Origin of the sequence: Phaeobacter sp. LSS9 (assembly GCF_003443595.1) — a bacterium.
In the GTDB taxonomy this organism is placed as follows: domain Bacteria; phylum Pseudomonadota; class Alphaproteobacteria; order Rhodobacterales; family Rhodobacteraceae; genus Phaeobacter; species Phaeobacter piscinae.
In genome coordinates this window covers 3,602,404-3,620,503 of record NZ_CP031956.1, presented here as the reverse complement: position 1 = coordinate 3,620,503, position 18,100 = coordinate 3,602,404, and the positions used below count along the sequence as shown (strand labels likewise).

Below are 18,100 nucleotides of genomic sequence, written 5' to 3'. Positions count from 1 at the left end.
CATGCTCCACAACTATGAGACCAACGGCGCCGCGATCTATGCCGAAAGCTTTGCCACCATTCGCCGCGAGGCCGATCTGGCGCGCTTCAACAAGGACGAGGAAAGCGTCGTCGTGCGCATGATCCACGCCGCCGGCATGGTGGGGCTGGAAGAGCATGTACGGTTTTCCGACGGCATGGCTGAGACCGCCCGCGCAGCCCTTGCCGAAGGCGCGCCGATCCTGTGTGACGCCTATATGGTGAGCGAAGGCATCACCCGCCCGCGCCTGCCCGCCGACAACGAGGTGATCTGCACCCTGCGCGACCCGAAGGTGCCGGAGCTGGCCAAGGAAATGTCCAACACCCGGTCAGCAGCGGCGCTGGAACTCTGGCGCCCGAAACTGGAAGGCGCGGTTGTGGCCATCGGCAACGCCCCCACCGCACTGTTTCATCTCCTGAACATGCTGAAGGTTCAGGACTGCCCCCGCCCTGCCGCGATCATCGGCTGCCCTGTGGGTTTTGTCGGCGCGATGGAGTCCAAGGACGCGCTGATGCAGGACCTGCCGGTGCCGTCGATGATCGTGAAGGGCCGTCTGGGTGGCTCTGCCATTACGGTGGCTGCGGTCAACGCGCTGGCGAGCTGGAAAGAATAAGCCATGACCATCTCCAAGGGCAAAGTGATCTGCGCCGGGCTCGGCCCCGGGGACCCCGATCTGATGAGCGTGCGCTCGCACCGGATGATCACAGGCGCGCGTCACATCGCCTATTTCCGCAAGGCCGGCCGCAAGGGCCAGGCCCGCGCGATCGTGGACGGGATGCTGGCCGAGGGCGTCACCGAACACGCGATGGAATATCCGGTCACCACCGAAATCCATTTCTCCGACCCCGAATACAACCGGGTGCTGGCGGAATTCTATGACCGTTGGGCCGATACGCTGGCCGAGATTGCCAAGGATGAGGACGTGGTGGTGCTCTGCGAGGGCGACCCGTTCCTCTATGGCTCTTACATGCACCTTTATACCCGCTTGCAGGGCCGTGCGGAGCAGGAGATCATTCCGGGCATCACCGGCATGTCCGGCTGCTGGACCGCCTCCGGCCAGCCGATCACCTGGGGGGACGATGTTCTGACCGTGGCCATGGCCACCCTCAGCGAGGAAGAGCTGGCCAAGCGCGCGGCGGAAACCGACGCGCTGGTGGTCATGAAGATCGGCCGCAACCTGCCCAAGCTGCGCCGCGCGCTGGAGCGTGCGGGCCGCGCTGATGACGCTTGGCTGGTCGAGCGCGGCACCATGCCGGGGCAAACCGTGCAGAAGCTGTCGGAGATCGACGGCGAAGTGCCTTACTTCTCCATCGTATTGGTGCACGGACAGGGGCGTCGGCCATGAGCAACACAGGAAATGGCTGGGTGGTGATTGCCGGTCTTGGTCCCGGAAACGAGGCGCTGGTGACGCAGGAAGTGCGCGACGCCATTGATGAGGCTACGGATATCGTCGGCTATATCCCCTACGTGAAGCGCATCGCGCCGCGCGACGGCCTGACCCTGCACGCCACTGACAACCGGGTCGAGGTTGACCGCGCCACCCACGCGCTGGAGATGGCCGCCGAGGGCAAGCGCGTTGTTGTGGTCTCCTCCGGTGATCCGGGTGTGTTCGCGATGGCCTCTGCCGTGTTCGAGGCGCTGGAAAACAGTGCGGAAGCCCACCCCGAGTGGCTGGACTTGGAGATCAAGGTTCTGCCCGGCATCACCGCGATGCTGGCCGCCGCTGCCGCCATCGGCGCGCCGCTGGGGCATGATTTCGCGGCCATCAACCTCAGCGACAATCTGAAGCCTTGGAGCCTCATTGAAAAGCGCCTGCAGCTGGTGGGCGAGGCCGGACTGGCGATGGCGTTTTACAACCCGCGCTCCAAATCGCGGCCGCATCAGTTTGCCCGCGCTTTGGACATCCTGCGGGAGGCTTGCGGCGCGGACACCCTCATCACCTTTGCCCGCGACGTGACCAAGCCGGGACAGGAGCTGCTGACCGTACCGCTGAAAGACGCCACGCCTGAGATGGCTGATATGCGCACCGTGGTGATTGTCGGCAACCGCGACACGCGGCGGGTGGGCAATTACGTCTACACCCCGCGCTACGCCGCTGAGGGTTAATCCGCAGGATGCGACAGCCAGGCCATCACCTCTGCCACGCTGCCCAATATAGGGCGCTGCCCTGCTTGGGCGGGCACCTGCGGCCTGCCGATCATGATGACCGGCAGGCTCAGCTCACGCGCAGCAGTGAGTTTGGCCGCGGCGCCCATGCCGCCGGCGTTCTTGGCCACCACATGCGTGATGCCATAGCGCTGCATCAGCGCGGTGTCACCCGCCACATCAAACGGCCCACGGGCGATTTCGACCGTGGTGTGCGGCAGCGGCAAATCCGCCTCCGGCGCATCCACCAGCCGCAGCAGGTAGTGGTGCTGGGGCTTGGCCGCGAATTGGGTGAGGTTCTGCTTGCCGATGGCCAGAAACACCCGCGCGGGCGCATCCGGCAGGGCGCTCACCGCACTTTCGATGCTGTCCGTGTGGAGCCAACTGTCGCCCTCCCCCGCCTGCCAGGCCGGGCGTTCAAAGGCGCAGAGCGGCACCCCCGCCGCCGCGCAGGCCTGCACTGCATTGGTGCTCATCTGCGCGGCAAAGGGATGGGTCGCGTCGATCACATGGGTGATGGCTTCGGCGAGCAAGTAGGCCGCCAGCCCTTCGCTGCCGCCAAAGCCGCCCACACGGGTCGGCAGCGGCTGGCGGACCGGCATGGCGGTGCGGCCCGCGTAGGAAAACACCGCATCTGCGCCCGCCTCGGCCAGGGTTTTGGCCAGGCTGGAGGCCTCGGTGGTGCCACCCAGAAGAAGGATGCGTGTCATGTCTGATGGCCTTTCCAAACACTGGCTCACAATCATTGGTCTGGGCGAAAATGGACTGGAAGGCCTGAGTGATGCAAGCCGGAAGGCGCTGGCGGAGGCCGAGGTTATTTTCGGCGGCCCGCGGCATCTGGAATTGGCTGGTGCTGGCGCCAAGGGGCAGTCCTGGCCGGTGCCGTTTTCGACCGAGCCGGTGCTGGCGATGCGCGGGCGGCGCGTGGTTGTGCTGGCTTCGGGCGATCCGTTCTGGCATGGGGCCGGCGGGTCGCTGATGCGGGATCTGGCGGCGGAGGAATGGGTATCATACCCCACGCCATCCTGCTTTGCGCTGGCGGCGAACCGGCTGGGCTGGAAGCTGGAGGAGGTTCTTTGCCTCGGCCTGCATGCAGCCCCCTATGCGCAGCTGCGACCACTGTTGGGCAAGGGTATGCGGGTGATCTGCACCCTGCGCGACGGTGCGGCGCCCGGCGAATTGGCGGCTTGGCTGGTTGAGAACGGCCAGCCGGATGCGCGGCTGTGTGTGATGGAGCGGCTGGGCGGCCCCAAGGAACAGCTGTTCCATACCACTGCTGAGGGCTGGGATGTGCCGCCGGGTGGGGCGCCGGTCCTTATGGCCATCGAAGCCATGCGGCCCGGGCTGCCGCAGGCTTCGGGGCTGGCGGATGCGCATTTCGCCAGCGACGGGCAGATCACCAAACGTCCCGTCCGTGCGCTGACCTTGTCGGCGTTGGCACCGCGCGCGGGGGAACTGCTGTGGGATATCGGCGGCGGCTCCGGCTCGGTCTCGGTCGAGTGGTGTCTGGTCGCACCCGGCGCGCGGGCGATTGCATTCGAGCCGCGCGCGGGCCGGCTGGAGAATATCCGCGCCAATGCGGCGGCGTTTGGGCTGGATCACCGGATGCGTGCGGTGCCGGGCAAGGCGCCGGAGGTGCTGGACGGCCAGCCCCTGCCCGATTGCGTGTTCATTGGTGGCGGCGGCAGCCAAGCGTTGCTGGATCACCTGTGGGACATCCTGCCCGCAGGCACGCGGCTGGTGGCCAATGGCGTCACGCTGGAAACCGAGACCCTGCTGATGCAGGCCCATGCGGCACGCGGGGGCCATCTCTTGAAGGCCGAGATCGCCGAAGCAGGCCCGCTGGGGTCCATGCGCGACTGGCGGCGGGCGCGGCCTGTCATTCAGTGGAGCGTCACGCGATGAAAGTGGCAGGGATCGGATTTCGTGAGAGCGCCACGGCGGCGGATTTGCAGGCGGCTTTGGCGCTGACCGGGGAGCGTGTGGATGCGCTGGCATCGATTGCAGAAAAGGCCAATACCCCTGCCATGCAGGAATTTGCACGCCAAACCGGCCTGCCGGTGATTGCGCTTCAGGAACAGGATATTGCCGGGGAGCAGACACTGACCTGCTCGCCACGGATTAAGGCGCGGTTCGGCACCGGCTCGCTGGCGGAAGCTGCGGCGCTGGCTGGAGCGCGCCATGGGGTACAGGGCGCAAAATCGCGCTTGTTCGCCCCCAGAGTCGTCACCGCGGATGGGCTTGCCACCGCGGCCATAGCAGAAAGACTTGAGCCATGACCGTTCACTTCATTGGCGCCGGCCCCGGCGCTGCCGACCTTCTGACCCTGCGCGGGCGCGACATCATCGCGTCCTGTCCGGTGTGCCTCTATGCGGGGTCACTGGTGCCGGAGGAAATTCTGAGTCACTGCCCGGCGGATGCCAAGATAGTGAACACGGCGGCGATGGATCTGGAGGCTATCGTGGGTGAGATCAAGGCGGCGCATGAGGCCGGTCAGGACGTCGCCCGCCTGCATTCCGGCGACCTGTCAGTGTGGTCGGCGATGGGCGAGCAGTTGCGTCGCCTGAAAGCCGAGGGCATTCCAGTCAGTGTCACCCCCGGTGTGCCGTCCTTTGCCGCTGCTGCGGCGGCGCTGGGAACGGAACTGACCCTGCCCGGCCTTGGCCAGTCGGTGGTGCTGACCCGCACGCCAGGGCGGGCGTCCTCAATGCCGGCAGGCGAGTCGCTGGAGAATTTTGCCAAGACCGGCGCCACGCTGGCGATCCATCTGTCGATCGGCAATCTGGACCATGTGGTCGACAGCCTCACACCGCATTACGGCGCGGATTGCCCGGTGGCGGTGGTTTACCGCGCCAGCTGGCCGGATCAGCAGATCCACCGCGCCACGCTGGAGACCCTCAAGGACTCGCTGGACGAGAAGATCTCCCGCACGGCGCTCATTCTGGTGGGGCCGGTGCTGAAGGGCGAAGGCTTTGACGAAAGCTGCCTCTACTCTGCCGATTACGACCGCCGCTACAGGCCGCAAAGCGCAGACAGCCCGTGGTCGAGCTGGAGCCATGGCGATGACTGATAAGACCCCTCCCGGACTGATGATTTCGGCGCCCTCCTCGGGTACCGGCAAAACCACCGTGATGCTGGGCCTTCTGCGGGCGCTGGCTGAGGATGGCCTTGTGGTGCAGCCCTACAAGAGCGGGCCGGATTATATCGACCCGGCGTTTCACCTGGCAGCCGCCAAACGGCCGAGCTTCAATCTGGACACCTGGGCGATGGACGCAGGCCTGTTGGATGCGGTCACGGGACAGGCGGCGGGCGCGGAAATCTGCATCGGTGAAGGCTCCATGGGGCTTTATGACGGCGTGGCGACGCGCGGACAGTCGGGCTTTGGCTCCTCTGCCGAAACCGCCAAGCGGATGGGCTGGCCGGTGGTGCTGGTGGTCGATGTGGGCGGTCAGGCGCAATCAGCGGCGGCCACGGCGCTGGGGTTCAAGAACTATGACACCGAAGTACCCTTTGCCGGTGTGATCCTGAACCGTGTCGCCAGCCCGCGCCATGAACGGCTGACGCGATTGGGCATGGAGAAGGCCGGGATCAAGGTGCTGGGTTCCCTGCCCCGGCGTGGCGATCTGGCGCTGCCGGAGCGGCATCTGGGCCTCATTCAGGCGGTGGAACATCCGGATCTGGAAGCCGCGATTGCAGGCTATGCATCCTTCCTGCGTGAGCATGTGGATCTGGAGGCGATCAAATCGGCGGCACTATCGGGGGCGGCCCCTGCAGCTGCCAGCCTGCCCACGCCGCCCGCCCAGCGGATTGCGCTGGCGCGGGATGCGGCGTTTTCCTTCACCTATCCGCATCTGCTGAGCGGCTGGCGCGCGGCGGGGGCAGAGATCCTGCCGTTCTCACCGCTGGCGGATGAGGCGCCGGCGGCGGATGCCGATCTGGTCTGGCTGCCCGGCGGCTATCCAGAACTGCATGGCGGCACGCTGGCGGCGGCGGAGACCTTCCGTGCGGGCGTTCGCAAACATGCCGAGACCAAGCCGGTGCATGGTGAGTGCGGCGGCTATATGGCGCTGGGGGAGGCGCTGATCGACAAGGCGGGCACCCGCCACCAGATGCTGGGACTGCTGGGCCTGGTGACGTCTTACGAAAAGCGCAAGTTCCACCTCGGCTACCGCCGCGCGATCCTGCAGGCCGGTATGCCGGGTTTTGACACAGGCACGGCGTTGCGCGGGCATGAATTCCATTATTCCACCATTCTGGAAGAACCCGACGCGCCGCTGGCCAATGTCATGGACGCTGACGGCAACCCGGTGCCAGAGACTGGCTCCATCAAGGGCCATGTCACCGGCACCTTCTTCCATCTGATCACCGGAGAGCAGGGATGAGCGGTTTTGTCTCCTTTGTGTCCTCTGGCCCCGGCGACCCGGAGCTGCTGACCGTGAAGGCGGTGAAGCGGCTGGAGGCGGCGGATGCGGTGCTGTTTGACGATCTGTCCTCCGGGCCGATCCTGACCCATGCCCGCGCGGATGCCGATCTGGTGGGCGTGGGCAAACGGGCCGGCCGCCCCTCCCCCAAGCAGGACCATGTGAGCCAGCTGCTGGTCGATTACGCCCAGAGCGGTCTGCATGTGGTGCGGCTGAAATCCGGGGATTCCGGTGTGTTTGGCCGGTTGGAAGAAGAGATCACCGCGCTGCGGCAGGCCGGTATCGGGTTCGAGATCGTGCCGGGCGTCACGGCCGCCTCGGCGGCGGCGGCGGCGGCGAACATCCCGCTGACCCGGCGCATGACGGCGCGGCGGCTGCAGTTTATCACCGGCCATGACGTCACCGGTGGCCTGCCGGACAATCTGAATATGGCCGCCCTTGCCGATGGTGAGGCCACAACGGTTGTCTACATGGGCAAGAGCACCTTTGCGGCGCTGGCGGAAAAGCTGATGGAGGCGGGGTTGCCGCCCCAGACACATGCGCTGGTGGCGTTGGGGGTGTCGACACCGGAGCAGGAACTGCATTGCCATACAGTGGGGGACCTGCCGGCCGCATTGCGGGCGATGCGGACCACCGCGCCGGTGCTGATCCTCTATGGCCCGCTGGCCGATCAGCCCGCAGATCCGGCCCACGCCGGATTGGATGCCCCCGAGACCAGCTGATCCGCATCAGGCGGTCGGCCGCGATACGCGTCAGACCCTCTGCTCGCCTGTGCGGGTGCTGCGCCCTCTTTGATGCTCCTGTCTGCGCTGTGCGGATGGGACGTCCTGCTATGGTGCGCGCAGGGTCCCGCTGACCCGAGGGCGCGTCGCTAACATCTCTTGCGGAGCCGGATTCAAACTTGACCGAGTCAGGCGCCAGCGGGCACATAGGCGGCATATGGTGTTCCAACGGCGCTAAGCGTCAGGACTGAAACGGGAATGAGGAACGGTGGACCCAATCGCGGCACCGAAGCCTCAACCGCCCCCGCGACTGTGAGCGGCGAGCAGCTTTCCAACACCCACTGGCCAACGGGCTGGGAAGGGGGAGAGCAAGCAGCGACCCGCGAGTCAGGAGACCGGCCATGCCACATAATCAACCCGTCGGGTGAGACGGAGAGGAGACAGTAATGCATATCGAACCAGGCATCGTTGATGCCACCAAAATCGGCTTGTCTTATGCCACCGCAGCTGGCGCTGCGACTTATGCCGCCAAGGAAACCTTTGCGGATCTGAAAAAGACCAATATCGTATCCTATGCCCTGCGCGCCATGATCGCGACCGTGGGCGTGTTCCTGTTTTTCGAGGTGCTGCCGCATTTCCCGGTTGGCGTCTCAGAGGTGCATTTCATTCTCGGCTCGACTCTGTTCCTGATCCTAGGGGCCGCGCCTGCGGCCTTTGGTTTGGCGGCGGGTCTGCTGATCCAGGGCGTGTTCTTTGCGCCGTTTGATCTGCCGATGTATTTCATCAACCTGACCACCCTCTTGGTGCCGCTGTTTGCCCTGCAAGCGCTAGCCGCCCGTATCATCGCGCCGGGCACCGCCTATGTCGACCTCAAGTACAGCCAAGCGCTGGCGCTGAGCACCGCTTATCAGGGCGGCGTGGTGGCCTGGGTGGCATTCTGGGCCTTCTACGGTCAGGGGTTTGGTGGCGAAACGGTAACTTCCGTGCTGACCTTTGGTGGCGCCTATATGCTGGTGGTGCTGATTGAGCCGATTGCCGATCTGGCGGTTCTGGCCGGTGCCAAGGCAATGCGTGGCCTCAACGGCAGCGCGCTGGTGACACCGCGTCTTTACAACAACGCCTGATCCTTGGCACATGACTGAACCGGCACGGCCCCGCCTTCGGGGCCGTGTTTTCATTTGAAAGGCCCGCAATGATTGACCTTACCCTGATTGGCATCGGCACCGGCAACCCGCAGCATCTGACCCTGCAGGCGGTGGAGGCGCTGAATACGCAGGATCTGATCCTGATTCCCAATAAGGGCGCCGGGAAGGATGATCTGGCGGGGTTGCGCCAAGCCATCTGCGCCGCAGCGATCCGCGAGGGCGGCCCGGACCATCCCGCGCCCCGCATCGTGGAATTCGACCTGCCGGTGCGGGATGAGGCGACGCAGGACTATCGTCAGCGGGTCGATGACTGGCATGACGCGATTGCTGAGATCTGGTGGCAGACCATCACCACCCATCTGCCCGAAGGTGGCGCGGTTGGGTTTCTGGTCTGGGGGGATCCGTCGCTTTATGACAGCACGATGCGCATTGCTGACCGGCTGAAAACGCGGGCCGAGATTGCCCTGCGCGTCATTCCCGGCATCACCTCCATTCAGGCGTTGACGGCGGCGCATGCGATCCCGATCAACACCATCAACGGCCCCTTCACCATCACCACCGGGCGGCAGCTGCGCGATGCGGGCTGGCCGGAGGGGACCGAGACGCTGGTGGTGATGCTGGATGGCGCCTGTTCGTTCCGCTCGCTTGATCCCGCAGGCCTTCAGATCTGGTGGACGGCCTATGCCGGGATGGAAAACGAGATTTCGATCTCAGGCCCGTTGGGAGAGGTCAGCGATCAGATCATCGAAACCCGCGCCAACGCCCGCGCGGATCATGGCTGGATCATGGATATCTATCTGCTGCGGCGGGCTGTCTCCAGCCCTCCACGGTGACGCGTAAAAACAGCAAGGCCAGCCAAGCCACCCCGCTTGAGTGGACCTTGCACGCCCCTCACAGACAATTTTCGAAATAACAGTGTTATATGTCGAAGCTTTCAAACGCGTACAGGCGACTTCACGCGATATATTTGATAGTGAGCTAGCGCCATAATTTGAGCTAAACACAACATGGAGCATTTCGCTCCCAAAGCCACGTCGTGCTACAAGCGACCTTCTCGTAAAGATGAGAGTGAAGCCTTGTCGCCATACATTATTAGCAGCGGTTGATAGTCCTCACTCTCGGTGCCTTGACGGAGTTCCGCTTCGGGCTGCGTGCGGTCTTCGAGTAGCTGGGCTGCACGGCGATCTTGCTGAAGGCACGCAGACGCATTGGGTGGCCCTGAACCCAACCTGTATCTTGGATGGTTTCGCTGCGCGTGCGCCACAGCGCGTTCTGCCACCCGAATTCACAGGTTTCAGGTGAAGCTTGGATAAACCACCTTGGTCAAGCCAAGGTGGCCGGTCTAAACGGGGCAGTTTACACTCTGCTGGAAAGGGCGAAGCTAGATTATGCCAAAATCTCGCTTCAGAGGTTGGCAGCGTGTCAGACCGCCGGGCGGCGGACAATCAGTCACAACGAGACGGAGGAACTAATGCAGGCTCTGCCGCCCATATTTGTCTAACGCTGCACAAGGTGCGGCAGCGTGAGGTCACCGGCAGACAGGTTTACGGTTTCACCGATTTTCATCACAACAGCTTTTTTTGCGCCCAGGCCTAGTTTTTCCGCTGCCTTGCGGAACTTTATTGGCGCTTCAAACGGGTTTTCCGGCGTCAACGCAATTGTTCCCCAATGCATACCGATTGCGGCTCGGGCGCCAACTTTCATTGCCAGTTCAACAGCTTCTTCAGGGGTGACATGGGCTCCCTTCATCAGTTTGCGCGGCTCATATGCTCCGATAGCCACCAACGCCAAATCGAAAGGCCCCGCCCTTTTGCCGATCTCGTCAAAGACAGGTCCGCTCGCTGTGCCCCCCGAAAACCAGATGCGGCCTTCGTCGGTGAAGATGCCAAAGCTGGCCCACAGCGTTTTGTTCTTGTCACGGAGACCGCGACCGGAGTTGTGAAGTGCCGGCAAGGTGGAGATCGTGAGGGCGCCGGAGCGCCAGCTCTCCCACCAATCCTGTTCGATCACCTTTGAATAGCCGCGGCTGGTAAAGAATGCTCCCAGACCCAATGGAACAATAACGTGGATGTCCGCCTTGTAGGGATAGGCTTCGATTGTCGGAGCATCGAGATGATCATAGTGGTTGTGGCTAACCAGCAGCACATCTGCCTTGGGCAACTCGGCTCCGGTGATCGGAGCTGCGACAAACCGCTTGGGGCCAAAGCCCGCAGGACCGGCAGTTTCCCCGAGGAACGGATCTGTCAGTATGATCTTGCCACCCAGCCTAATGATGAATGCAGAATGGCCCAGCCATGTGACGCTTGGATTGCGGGCCTGCGCCAATTGCCGACGGAATTCATCACCTCCCAGGACATGATCGCTGGGAATAGGTGTTTTGAAAGAAGAGAACAGCTGGTTCATGATGAACCCGAGCATTTCTCCGGCGGACCCTTCGCGTACCGGGCTGCCGGGAGGGTTCCGGAACCTGTGGTTGGCCGTGTGATGGCTGGGTGTTGAGCTGCTCATGGTCTGAATCTTGTCTCTTGTTTCATAGGAAGTACATGCGCCTAGCAGCGCAAAAATTCCGGCTGTGAGGAGAGCGGTACTCCTCAATTTCATGTTCGTTGCCCGAGGTTGCCAACCCAAGCTTGCCTGCCTGACCTGGCGGCCCTTCTCACGGCGCATGCCATGGCGCATGAACAAGGCACCATGGCATTCCTGGCAGTGGATTGATTGGCCTTCCCATGTGTGTTCAGCTTTTGCTGCTGGCACTTGCGACTGCCGATATCTTTTCGATCAGCATTTGAACGGCAAGGTCGAAAACCTCTTCGTTGGAAGGGATCGGGCTGCCCAGATGGCGGGTCAGGTTCGGGTATTGAGCCGGATCGAGCTTTTTTTGTTTTTCCCTGACCAACGCCTTACTTCGGTCCGGATTAGAACCGAACAGATTTTCACCGGTGCCAACACCAATCGCCATGGAAAGCAGGACTTCTCCGAACACTGGGATTTGCCGTTCCGGGAGGCCGGAGTGCTCCAATGCACGATAGATTGCGTCAATCACGTAACTGGCAGCCCGAGCATCAGACTCAGACAGATTGGTGACTTCCAGTCCAATCGTCGGGAAGACCAGATAAACGCTGCGGACGGAGGATGCGATTTCTGTAAGCTGAGTAGCCCAGTCTTCGTCTGTTACATCTATCGCCGGCAGCATTCGTGAGTAGATCCGGTCTGCCATCGCTTGCAGCAGTTCGTTCTTGCTGCGGAAATAGCGATAGATCGCCGTAGGATCCGCATTCAAGGCCTTGCCAATTTTCCGGAGCGACAGTTTTTCAAGGCTTCCAACCTCCTCCGCCAAGGTGAGGGCGGTGTCCAGGATCAGTTCCGTGCTGAGACTGGTTCCAGCTTTGAAGATCAAGTTATTGGTTTGGATGGTTGAATTTTCTGAAGTCATGACGCGAATGTGATCGCTTTTGACGGGAAGTCAAGCCCGTTGTCACCACTAGCAGTCAACAGATGTTGACAGTGATTGATGATTCTCAATATCAAGGGAGGCATCTTCAAGACACTTCTGCCAAGCCGTGCAATTGCCAAGCAGCGGCAGGGTGGCTCGGCCAAAGGGAAGTCAAGATGACGATCAAGCTGAAACTGAACGGCCAAACGCATACCGTCGAAGCTGCCCCGGGGACCCCGCTTCTTTGGGTGATACGGGACGAACTGAAACTCACCGGAACGAAGTTCGGCTGTGGCATCGCCTCATGCGGCGCCTGCACGGTGCATATGGACGGTGAGCCTGTGCGCTCCTGCCAGACATACATCGAAGATACAGAGGGCGCTGAAATCACCACCATCGAGGCCGTCGGTGACGGAGCGATCGGTGCGGCTGTGCAGCAGGCTTGGCTGGAGCTGGATGTTGTTCAATGCGGTTACTGCCAATCCGGGCAGATCATGTCTGCGACAGGCCTGCTCGCCGAGAACCCCAAACCCAACGCGGAAGAGATCGACGACTACATGTCGGGGAATGCCTGCCGATGTGCTGCGTACCAGCGTATCCGGGCGGGCATCCTGCGCGCTGCTGAAATTCTGGAGGGCTGAAGATGACCGCGAATACGTCCCGTCGTAACTTTCTGAAGGGGGCTGCGGCTTCCACAGCTGTTCTCTTTGTCGGAGTAAACCCCAGCGGCGGTCTTGCCGCTGCCGGGGAAAGCACGGCTCAGTTCAACCCGTTTGTCAAAGTCGGGTCGGACGGTGCAGTGACAGCAATCGTCAAGCACTATGAGGCTGGCCAGGGCATCAGCACCGGGCTCTCCACGCTGATTGCAGAAGAAATAGGCCTGCGTCTTGATCAGATCGAATTCGAGTTCGCGCCATCTAACCCTGAACTTTATGCCAACCTCAGGTTCGGGATTTTCCAGGGCACCGGCAGTTCCACCTCCCTCGTCAACTCCTGGGATCAGTACCGCCAGGCTGGTGCGGCAGCCCGTGAGATGCTGATCGCGGCCGCGGCTGCGGCATGGGGAATTAATGCTTCGGAAATCACAATCGACGAGGGGATTATCAGTGCTGCCGGGCATTCTGCCCCTTTCGGCGACTTTGTGGCGGCGGCCGCACAACTGCCGACACCTGAAAACCCGCGCCTGAAAGATCCGGCAGACTATAAGCTGATCGGCTCACCTGCCGCCCGCCGTCTGGATTCCGCAAGCAAAGGCAACGGTCAGGCAAAATTCGCCATGGATGTGCATCTGCCCAATCAAATGGTTGTATTGATCAAGCGCCCACCGTCGCGGGGTGCCCTGGCCGTCAGCTTTGACGACAGCGCCGCGCAGGACGTGCAAGGCTACCTGCATTCTGCAGTTCTGCCAAACAAGGCGGGCATCGCCGTTTATGCAGAAAACACCTGGGGCGCAATTCAGGCGCGGGACGCGGTTGAGGCCGAGTGGGATCTCTCCGCCGCCGAGACCCGCAGCTCTGATGAGGTCGAAGCCGAAATCAGGGCGGCGCTGGACGCCGAACCTGAGTTCCGGGCGAACGGCACGGATCCGGACGCCGTGGCGGCCGACATCAAGGGGGCGGAAAAAACCATTGAAAAAACCTTTTACTTCCCACTGCTGGCGCACGCCCCGATGGAGCCGTTGAATTGCACCATTGAACAGACCGAGGATGGCGACATCGTGCTCCATGATGGGGCGCAGATGCCGACGGCAACCCATCTGGCCTATCAGGAAATCTTCGGACTGCCCCAGGAAAGAATTCACATAAAGTCGATGTTCGCAGGCGGGTCCTTTGGCCGCCGGGCAACCCCATCGGCGGACTATCAGGTCGAAGCGGCGCTGGCCTTTATCATGACGGATAGGACGCGGCCGGTGAAACTGGTCTGGACGCGCGAGGATGATATTCAGGGTGGCTACTACCGGCCTGCCTTCGGCCACAAGGTGCGGATTGGCCTAGATGCCAAGGGGGCCATCATCGGCTGGCAGCATCAAATTGCTGGCCAATCGGTGATGAAAGGCACCCCGTTTGAACAAATCGTCGTGCATAACGGCGTGGATCACACTTCCGTGGAAGGGGCTGTTGATACCGCCTACAGCATTCCGGGATTTGCCCTCGGCCTAACCGACACTCAAAAGGCAACATCAGTCTTGTGGTGGCGCTCCATCGGCCACGCCCACACGGCCTATGTGATGGAAACAATGATGGATCTGGCGGCCAAGGCGGCCGGAGCCGATCCGCTGGAGTACCGGCTGATGTATCTGGCAGGCGCGAACAACAAGAACCAGCAGAGGAAGTCAGCGGCTCTGAAACTGGCCGCAGACAAGGCCGGCTGGGGCAAGGCGCCTGCCGGTCATGCGCAGGGGATTTCGGGCCATATGTCCTTTGGCACCTTTGTTGCGCTTGTTGTCGAAGTCTCGGGCAATGTGGAGGACGGCGTGAAGATTGAGAAAATCACATGCGCCGTGGATTGCGGCATTGCCGTCAATCCGGACATCGTAGACGCCCAGATCCAAAGCGGCGTCGGGTACGGTATCGGTCACATCATGCGCGATCAGATCACCCTGAGCAGCGGCAAAGTGGACCAGTTCAATTTCCCAGACTATGAGCCGCTGCGCATCGGCGACATCGGAGCCATTGATGTCCACATCATCCCCTCGGCTGAAGCCCCCAGCGGCATCGGCGAACCCGGAACGCCCCCCGCTGGGCCAGCTCTGGCCAATGCTGTCGCAGCCTTGGCTGGCACGATGGTCAGCACACTGCCGATGACTGAGAACGGCGTAACTTTTTCCTAAACCGCAAACTCTTCAAGGAAACGACACGACCATGAGAATTGATTGGACGCTGCCCGACAAACGGGTTGGCTTCTGGGGCTTTATCGACACGCTGATCGGCCCAGGGGCAACAAAAGCAGAAAAGAACCTGCAGCTTTATCCGCCGTTCATCTTTGCCGCCGGCGTTATTGTCTTCGGCTTCTATCAGAACACTGATTGGAATGTTTGGCAGTATATTCTGGTGTCATTGATGGCTGTGGATATGGTCGGCGGTGCCATCACAAATTCGACCTCCGCCGCCAAGCGCTGGTTCTTCCGTGAAGGTGAGGGTTTCAAGGCCCACATGACCTTCATTGCGATCCACCTGATCCAGATCACCTTGTTCAGTTGGGCATTTCTGGGCTTTGATTTGGGCTGGATTGCCATGGTCTATGGCTTCACCCTTGCGTCCTGTGCGGCGATCCTTCTGACACCTCTGTACCTGCAGCGCCCATTTGCGGCCCTCATCTACTGCATCGCGCTGCTTCTGTCGCTTTATGTCTTCGAGAATCCTGAACATCTGGAATGGTTCCTGCCCATCCTCTTCTTCAAGCTTCTCGTCAGCCACACGCTGCGGGAAGAGCCCTATCAGCCCTGATGACTGACCCTGTCTGACTGGGGCCTGAACCCGGAGTGGCTCAGGTCCTGGCCAGAGCTGGGCGTGCGTAGAACACACGCATTTTTGCCCTCTGCCTCAATTTCTTAACTGCAAAGATTGGAAATACCATGCTGTTCTCAAAGCTCTTCAACCCGACCGCGACCGCCATTGCTCTGGCAACCCCTGTTTTGGCTGAGGTAACTTATAAAACCCAACAGGGTCACACCGAAGTCCGCGTAAAATGGAGCCACGCAGGCGTCTCGATGCAGCATGGCGAGTTCACCACGGCTGAAGGCACGCTGGTTTTGGATGAAGCCAATGTCGAAGGCGCACGCCTGAAAGCGGTTGTGGATGCAACCAGCATCCATTCCGGTGTCGCTGCGCTGGATGATCACATCAAGAATGCCGACTTCCTGGAAGTGGAAACATATCCGGAAATCACCTTTGAAAGCGCCTCAGTGACCCGCACCGGTGACAAGACCGCTGATATAGCAGGCAACCTGACCATGCACGGCGTGACCAAACCCGTGACGCTTCAGGCCACTTTGACCCATATCGGAGAGCACCCGTTGGGGCAGTTCCTAGAGTACTACAAGGGCGATTGGGCGGCGTTTTATGCGCGAACCGAAATCGAGCCGAAAGACTTTGGTGTTGGCATGACCATCCCGGTTGGGACACGGTCATCGAAATCGACACTGAAATGCAGGCCGTGGAATAACTGCTCCCCGAAGACACGGTGCCGTCTCCCGCGAAAGAAACGGCACCGATCAGCACGTGACTGCGCGTAACGGACGGGAAAGACGAAGAAAACTCCAAGGCACCGGGCGATCTCGCGCCTCAACGCGGCCCGATAGGACAGGTAGTCACTACCCCGCACCATCGGGGTTTCAAGATATGGCTTTTCGCCAGTGCCGAGGTGCGACACGCACGGATTCCAACTGCGAAGAATATGGCCGCAAGTATTGGCGACTGATGCGCGGTGGCGGTGCGCTTGCTCAGCGCTTCACATTCTAAAAGCTCATCAAGAGCGACAAGCCGTCGCCCCAGTGGGAAGAGAGGCAGGCAGCTGAATTACGACCAGATGCAGAAGAAAGTCATGGCTGTGCGAAAAACGGCGAGCCTGGCTGAATACTCACTGCACGGTCTGCTTTAAAAACCGCTGGTTAATTGGTTGAAGTCGGTTGCACAGATCAGCAGGTTGTCGCGATCACAGGGCAAAAGAGCCTATCCTGGTTCAAAAGTATTCGAAAGGGGCAGCCAAAAGCCCCTGGCGAAAGAGGCACAAAGCCTCAGAGACCGAAACAAAAACAGATCGTGAACGTAGAAATTTTTGGGTCAGCCGTGACATTCCCCGTTCGGGGTGAGCGGTCAAGGTGGCGGCTCACTACTTGATAAAGTGGCGGGGAGACAGGGATTCGAACCCTGGGAACGCTCTCACGTTCAACGGTTTTCAAGACCGCCGCATTCGACCACTCTGCCACCTCCCCGGTCGGCGCCGGGTTTAGGCGCTGGTTGCCCGTCTGGCAAGAGGGAATTGCACCCTATCCCGTTTCACAGTGTCCGCCACCTGTCCCGGATACCCTGCGCTGCGGGCCGAGCGTGACGGGCTGCCACAGGGAACCGGGATCGCCGAAAACTTGCCGAGCGCGCTGTGGCAGGGTTTCCTTGCGTTGGCGTGGCGGCTATGCTGCGCCCATCATAAGGGCGCCGGAACAACCGGTACAGGAACAGCTGACGCCGAAGCAATCGGCACGGAGCGCAGGACAGCGCGCATAAGAAGGCGCAAAGCGCCGTCAGATACGGGCAAGGAAGCACACATGGTTCACGCTATGTCGACACGCAAACACAGCGCCAAAGGCCAAGGGTCTTCGCGCCGGGGCCGACGGCTTGCGGCGGCACTGACCGGGCTGATGATCCTCGGCGCCTGCGAAGAAGGCCCCGGATTGGCCTTCCTCAAACCAAAGCCACAGGAAGACGGCGCCGTCACCCCTTCCAGCAGCACCCGCCTGGTTGAACGCGAGGTAGAGGCACCGGAGGTATTTCAGGTAACCGAAGCGGGTCTTTGGGATGGGCGCCCCTCGCTGGGCGGGGTCTGGGTGGCGCATCCGGATGCCGAAGATCCCGAACAGGTGATCATCCGCAATCAGGCCAATGGCAAATTTGTGATCGGTGCGCTGTTCCGGCGTGAGCGGGAAATTCCCGGTCCCCGGCTGCAGGTGTCCTCCGATGCGTCCGAGGCTCTGGGCATGTTGGCGGGTGCACCGGTTGAACTGAATGTCACCGCGCTGCGCCGCGAAAAAGTTGCCGATCCGGAGCAGGCAGCGGAGGTCATCCTTGAAGAGGCCGATGTCGCCCTTGCCGATGGCGGCGATATCGACACGCAGCCTTTGGACCCGATTGCCGGTGCTGCGGCGGCCATTGACGCGGCGGCCCCGACCGCTGTTGCGCCTGCGCAGACAGCCGCACCCGCCGTGGCCTCAACCGCAACTAAGGCTGCAGCAGCCAGTTCCTCTCTGAACAAACCCTATATTCAGATCGGTATTTTCAGTGTTGAGGCCAATGCCAAACGCACCGCCGATCAGATGCGCAATGCCGGGCTTATGCCCTCAGTCCTGTCCCAGTCCAGCAACGGAAAACCGTTCTGGCGGGTGCTGGTCGGGCCGGCCCAATCGAAATCCGAACGCAGTCAGCTGCTGAAGAGCGTCAAGGCCGTCGGCTTCTCCGATGCCTATGCGGTCACCAATTGACCTCGCTTGTGCGGCTCTGCTTG

Annotated in this window: 18 protein-coding genes, 1 tRNA gene and 1 riboswitch; of the genes, 15 read left to right on the top strand and 4 right to left on the bottom strand. The window is 61.5% G+C overall.

Annotation, left to right across the window (positions count from 1 at the left end; all coding sequences use genetic code 11):
• Position 1 precedes the first annotated feature (1 nt).
• From D1820_RS17185 to cobJ, 3 genes are read left to right on the top strand one after another with little or no spacing between them, the layout of a single operon-like run.
• Positions 2 to 631, top strand: coding sequence for a precorrin-8X methylmutase (locus tag D1820_RS17185; RefSeq protein WP_118069889.1), 630 nt, complete (start codon positions 2 to 4; stop codon positions 629 to 631).
• A gap of 3 nt (positions 632 to 634) precedes the next feature.
• A complete protein-coding gene (locus D1820_RS17180) occupies positions 635 to 1,363 on the top strand; it encodes a precorrin-2 C(20)-methyltransferase (protein ID WP_118069887.1) in 729 nt (242 codons plus the stop codon).
• Entirely contained in the window at positions 1,360 to 2,124 is a 765-nt protein-coding gene (cobJ, locus tag D1820_RS17175; RefSeq protein ID WP_118069885.1) for a precorrin-3B C(17)-methyltransferase, read from the top strand. Before D1820_RS17180 ends, cobJ begins: the two co-directional genes overlap by 4 nt.
• Here the strand turns inward: cobJ and D1820_RS17170 are convergent.
• Complete coding sequence (locus tag D1820_RS17170) at positions 2,121 to 2,873, bottom strand: cobalt-precorrin-6A reductase (RefSeq protein ID WP_118069883.1); 753 nt, start codon at positions 2,871 to 2,873, stop codon at positions 2,121 to 2,123. The genes cobJ and D1820_RS17170 overlap by 4 nt on opposite strands.
• Between D1820_RS17170 and cbiE the strand changes: the two genes are divergently transcribed.
• From cbiE to cobF, 7 genes are all read left to right on the top strand, one after another.
• Complete coding sequence (gene cbiE, locus D1820_RS17165; RefSeq protein ID WP_118069881.1) at positions 2,872 to 4,068, top strand: precorrin-6y C5,15-methyltransferase (decarboxylating) subunit CbiE; 1,197 nt, start codon at positions 2,872 to 2,874, stop codon at positions 4,066 to 4,068. The genes D1820_RS17170 and cbiE overlap by 2 nt on opposite strands.
• Positions 4,065 to 4,442: a cobalamin biosynthesis protein gene (locus tag D1820_RS17160; RefSeq protein ID WP_118069880.1), complete on the top strand. Its 378-nt coding sequence runs from the start codon at positions 4,065 to 4,067 to the stop codon at positions 4,440 to 4,442. Before cbiE ends, D1820_RS17160 begins: the two co-directional genes overlap by 4 nt.
• Complete coding sequence (cobM, locus tag D1820_RS17155; RefSeq protein WP_118069879.1) at positions 4,439 to 5,233, top strand: precorrin-4 C(11)-methyltransferase; 795 nt, start codon at positions 4,439 to 4,441, stop codon at positions 5,231 to 5,233. Before D1820_RS17160 ends, cobM begins: the two co-directional genes overlap by 4 nt.
• Complete coding sequence (locus D1820_RS17150; RefSeq protein WP_118070280.1) at positions 5,226 to 6,545, top strand: cobyrinate a,c-diamide synthase; 1,320 nt, start codon at positions 5,226 to 5,228, stop codon at positions 6,543 to 6,545. Before cobM ends, D1820_RS17150 begins: the two co-directional genes overlap by 8 nt.
• On the top strand, positions 6,542 to 7,306 hold the full coding sequence (cobA, locus tag D1820_RS17145) for a uroporphyrinogen-III C-methyltransferase (RefSeq protein WP_118069878.1): 765 nt from the start codon (positions 6,542 to 6,544) through the stop codon (positions 7,304 to 7,306). The genes D1820_RS17150 and cobA overlap by 4 nt, the downstream gene beginning before the upstream one ends.
• A gap of 201 nt (positions 7,307 to 7,507) precedes the next feature.
• Positions 7,508 to 7,725: riboswitch (cobalamin riboswitch) on the top strand.
• A gap of 27 nt (positions 7,726 to 7,752) precedes the next feature.
• Entirely contained in the window at positions 7,753 to 8,430 is a 678-nt protein-coding gene (locus tag D1820_RS17140) for an energy-coupling factor ABC transporter permease (RefSeq protein ID WP_096868414.1), read from the top strand.
• 68 nt (positions 8,431 to 8,498) lie between these two features.
• Positions 8,499 to 9,284: a precorrin-6A synthase (deacetylating) gene (gene cobF, locus D1820_RS17135; RefSeq protein WP_118069877.1), complete on the top strand. Its 786-nt coding sequence runs from the start codon at positions 8,499 to 8,501 to the stop codon at positions 9,282 to 9,284.
• A 664-nt stretch (positions 9,285 to 9,948) separates the two neighbouring features.
• Here the strand turns inward: cobF and D1820_RS17125 are convergent.
• Both D1820_RS17125 and D1820_RS17120 read right to left on the bottom strand, forming a co-directional pair.
• On the bottom strand, positions 9,949 to 11,118 hold the full coding sequence (locus D1820_RS17125) for an MBL fold metallo-hydrolase (RefSeq protein ID WP_205521393.1): 1,170 nt from the start codon (positions 11,116 to 11,118) through the stop codon (positions 9,949 to 9,951).
• 67 nt (positions 11,119 to 11,185) lie between these two features.
• A complete protein-coding gene (locus D1820_RS17120) occupies positions 11,186 to 11,884 on the bottom strand; it encodes a TetR/AcrR family transcriptional regulator (RefSeq protein WP_118069874.1) in 699 nt (232 codons plus the stop codon).
• 176 nt (positions 11,885 to 12,060) lie between these two features.
• On the opposite strand from D1820_RS17120, the gene D1820_RS17115 reads away from it, so the two are divergent.
• The 4 genes from D1820_RS17115 (at position 12,061) to D1820_RS17100 (ending at position 16,118) form a co-directional block, all read left to right on the top strand.
• Positions 12,061 to 12,525 (top strand): (2Fe-2S)-binding protein, encoded by a 465-nt coding sequence (locus D1820_RS17115; RefSeq protein WP_096870814.1) that lies wholly within the window; start codon positions 12,061 to 12,063, stop codon positions 12,523 to 12,525.
• A gap of 2 nt (positions 12,526 to 12,527) precedes the next feature.
• Positions 12,528 to 14,714: a xanthine dehydrogenase family protein molybdopterin-binding subunit gene (locus D1820_RS17110; RefSeq protein WP_118069873.1), complete on the top strand. Its 2,187-nt coding sequence runs from the start codon at positions 12,528 to 12,530 to the stop codon at positions 14,712 to 14,714.
• A gap of 31 nt (positions 14,715 to 14,745) precedes the next feature.
• Complete coding sequence (locus tag D1820_RS17105) at positions 14,746 to 15,330, top strand: hypothetical protein (RefSeq protein ID WP_118069872.1); 585 nt, start codon at positions 14,746 to 14,748, stop codon at positions 15,328 to 15,330.
• Positions 15,331 to 15,458: 128 nt separating this feature from the next.
• Positions 15,459 to 16,118, top strand: coding sequence for a YceI family protein (locus tag D1820_RS17100; RefSeq protein WP_118069871.1), 660 nt, complete (start codon positions 15,459 to 15,461; stop codon positions 16,116 to 16,118).
• A 609-nt stretch (positions 16,119 to 16,727) separates the two neighbouring features.
• Here D1820_RS17100 and D1820_RS17095 read toward each other — a convergent pair.
• A tRNA-Ser gene (locus D1820_RS17095) sits at positions 16,728 to 16,817 on the bottom strand.
• 330 nt (positions 16,818 to 17,147) lie between these two features.
• On the opposite strand from D1820_RS17095, the gene D1820_RS17090 reads away from it, so the two are divergent.
• Positions 17,148 to 18,077 carry an SPOR domain-containing protein gene (locus tag D1820_RS17090; protein WP_118069870.1) on the top strand — a complete coding sequence of 310 codons (930 nt, stop codon included), beginning with the start codon at positions 17,148 to 17,150 and terminating at the stop codon, positions 18,075 to 18,077.
• The last annotated feature ends 23 nt before the right edge of the window (positions 18,078 to 18,100 follow it).

Bases quoted from the DNA above. Each gene is read 5' to 3' on its own strand.
- D1820_RS17105 (WP_118069872.1), top strand. From the start codon at position 14,746: ATGAGAATTGATTGGACGCTGCCCGACAAACGGGTTGGCTTCTGGGGC.
- D1820_RS17120 (WP_118069874.1), bottom strand. From the start codon at position 11,884: ATGACTTCAGAAAATTCAACCATCCAAACCAATAACTTGATCTTCAAA.
- D1820_RS17110 (WP_118069873.1), top strand. From the start codon at position 12,528: ATGACCGCGAATACGTCCCGTCGTAACTTTCTGAAGGGGGCTGCGGCT.
- D1820_RS17160 (WP_118069880.1), top strand. From the start codon at position 4,065: ATGAAAGTGGCAGGGATCGGATTTCGTGAGAGCGCCACGGCGGCGGAT.
- D1820_RS17180 (WP_118069887.1), top strand. From the start codon at position 635: ATGACCATCTCCAAGGGCAAAGTGATCTGCGCCGGGCTCGGCCCCGGG.
- D1820_RS17115 (WP_096870814.1), top strand. From the start codon at position 12,061: ATGACGATCAAGCTGAAACTGAACGGCCAAACGCATACCGTCGAAGCT.
- cobJ (WP_118069885.1), top strand. From the start codon at position 1,360: ATGAGCAACACAGGAAATGGCTGGGTGGTGATTGCCGGTCTTGGTCCC.
- D1820_RS17185 (WP_118069889.1), top strand. From the start codon at position 2: ATGCTCCACAACTATGAGACCAACGGCGCCGCGATCTATGCCGAAAGC.
- D1820_RS17150 (WP_118070280.1), top strand. From the start codon at position 5,226: ATGACTGATAAGACCCCTCCCGGACTGATGATTTCGGCGCCCTCCTCG.
- cbiE (WP_118069881.1), top strand. From the start codon at position 2,872: ATGTCTGATGGCCTTTCCAAACACTGGCTCACAATCATTGGTCTGGGC.
- D1820_RS17100 (WP_118069871.1), top strand. From the start codon at position 15,459: ATGCTGTTCTCAAAGCTCTTCAACCCGACCGCGACCGCCATTGCTCTG.
- D1820_RS17140 (WP_096868414.1), top strand. From the start codon at position 7,753: ATGCATATCGAACCAGGCATCGTTGATGCCACCAAAATCGGCTTGTCT.
- D1820_RS17125 (WP_205521393.1), bottom strand. From the start codon at position 11,118: ATGCGCCGTGAGAAGGGCCGCCAGGTCAGGCAGGCAAGCTTGGGTTGG.
- cobM (WP_118069879.1), top strand. From the start codon at position 4,439: ATGACCGTTCACTTCATTGGCGCCGGCCCCGGCGCTGCCGACCTTCTG.
- D1820_RS17090 (WP_118069870.1), top strand. From the start codon at position 17,148: ATGGTTCACGCTATGTCGACACGCAAACACAGCGCCAAAGGCCAAGGG.
- cobA (WP_118069878.1), top strand. From the start codon at position 6,542: ATGAGCGGTTTTGTCTCCTTTGTGTCCTCTGGCCCCGGCGACCCGGAG.
- D1820_RS17170 (WP_118069883.1), bottom strand. From the start codon at position 2,873: ATGACACGCATCCTTCTTCTGGGTGGCACCACCGAGGCCTCCAGCCTG.
- cobF (WP_118069877.1), top strand. From the start codon at position 8,499: ATGATTGACCTTACCCTGATTGGCATCGGCACCGGCAACCCGCAGCAT.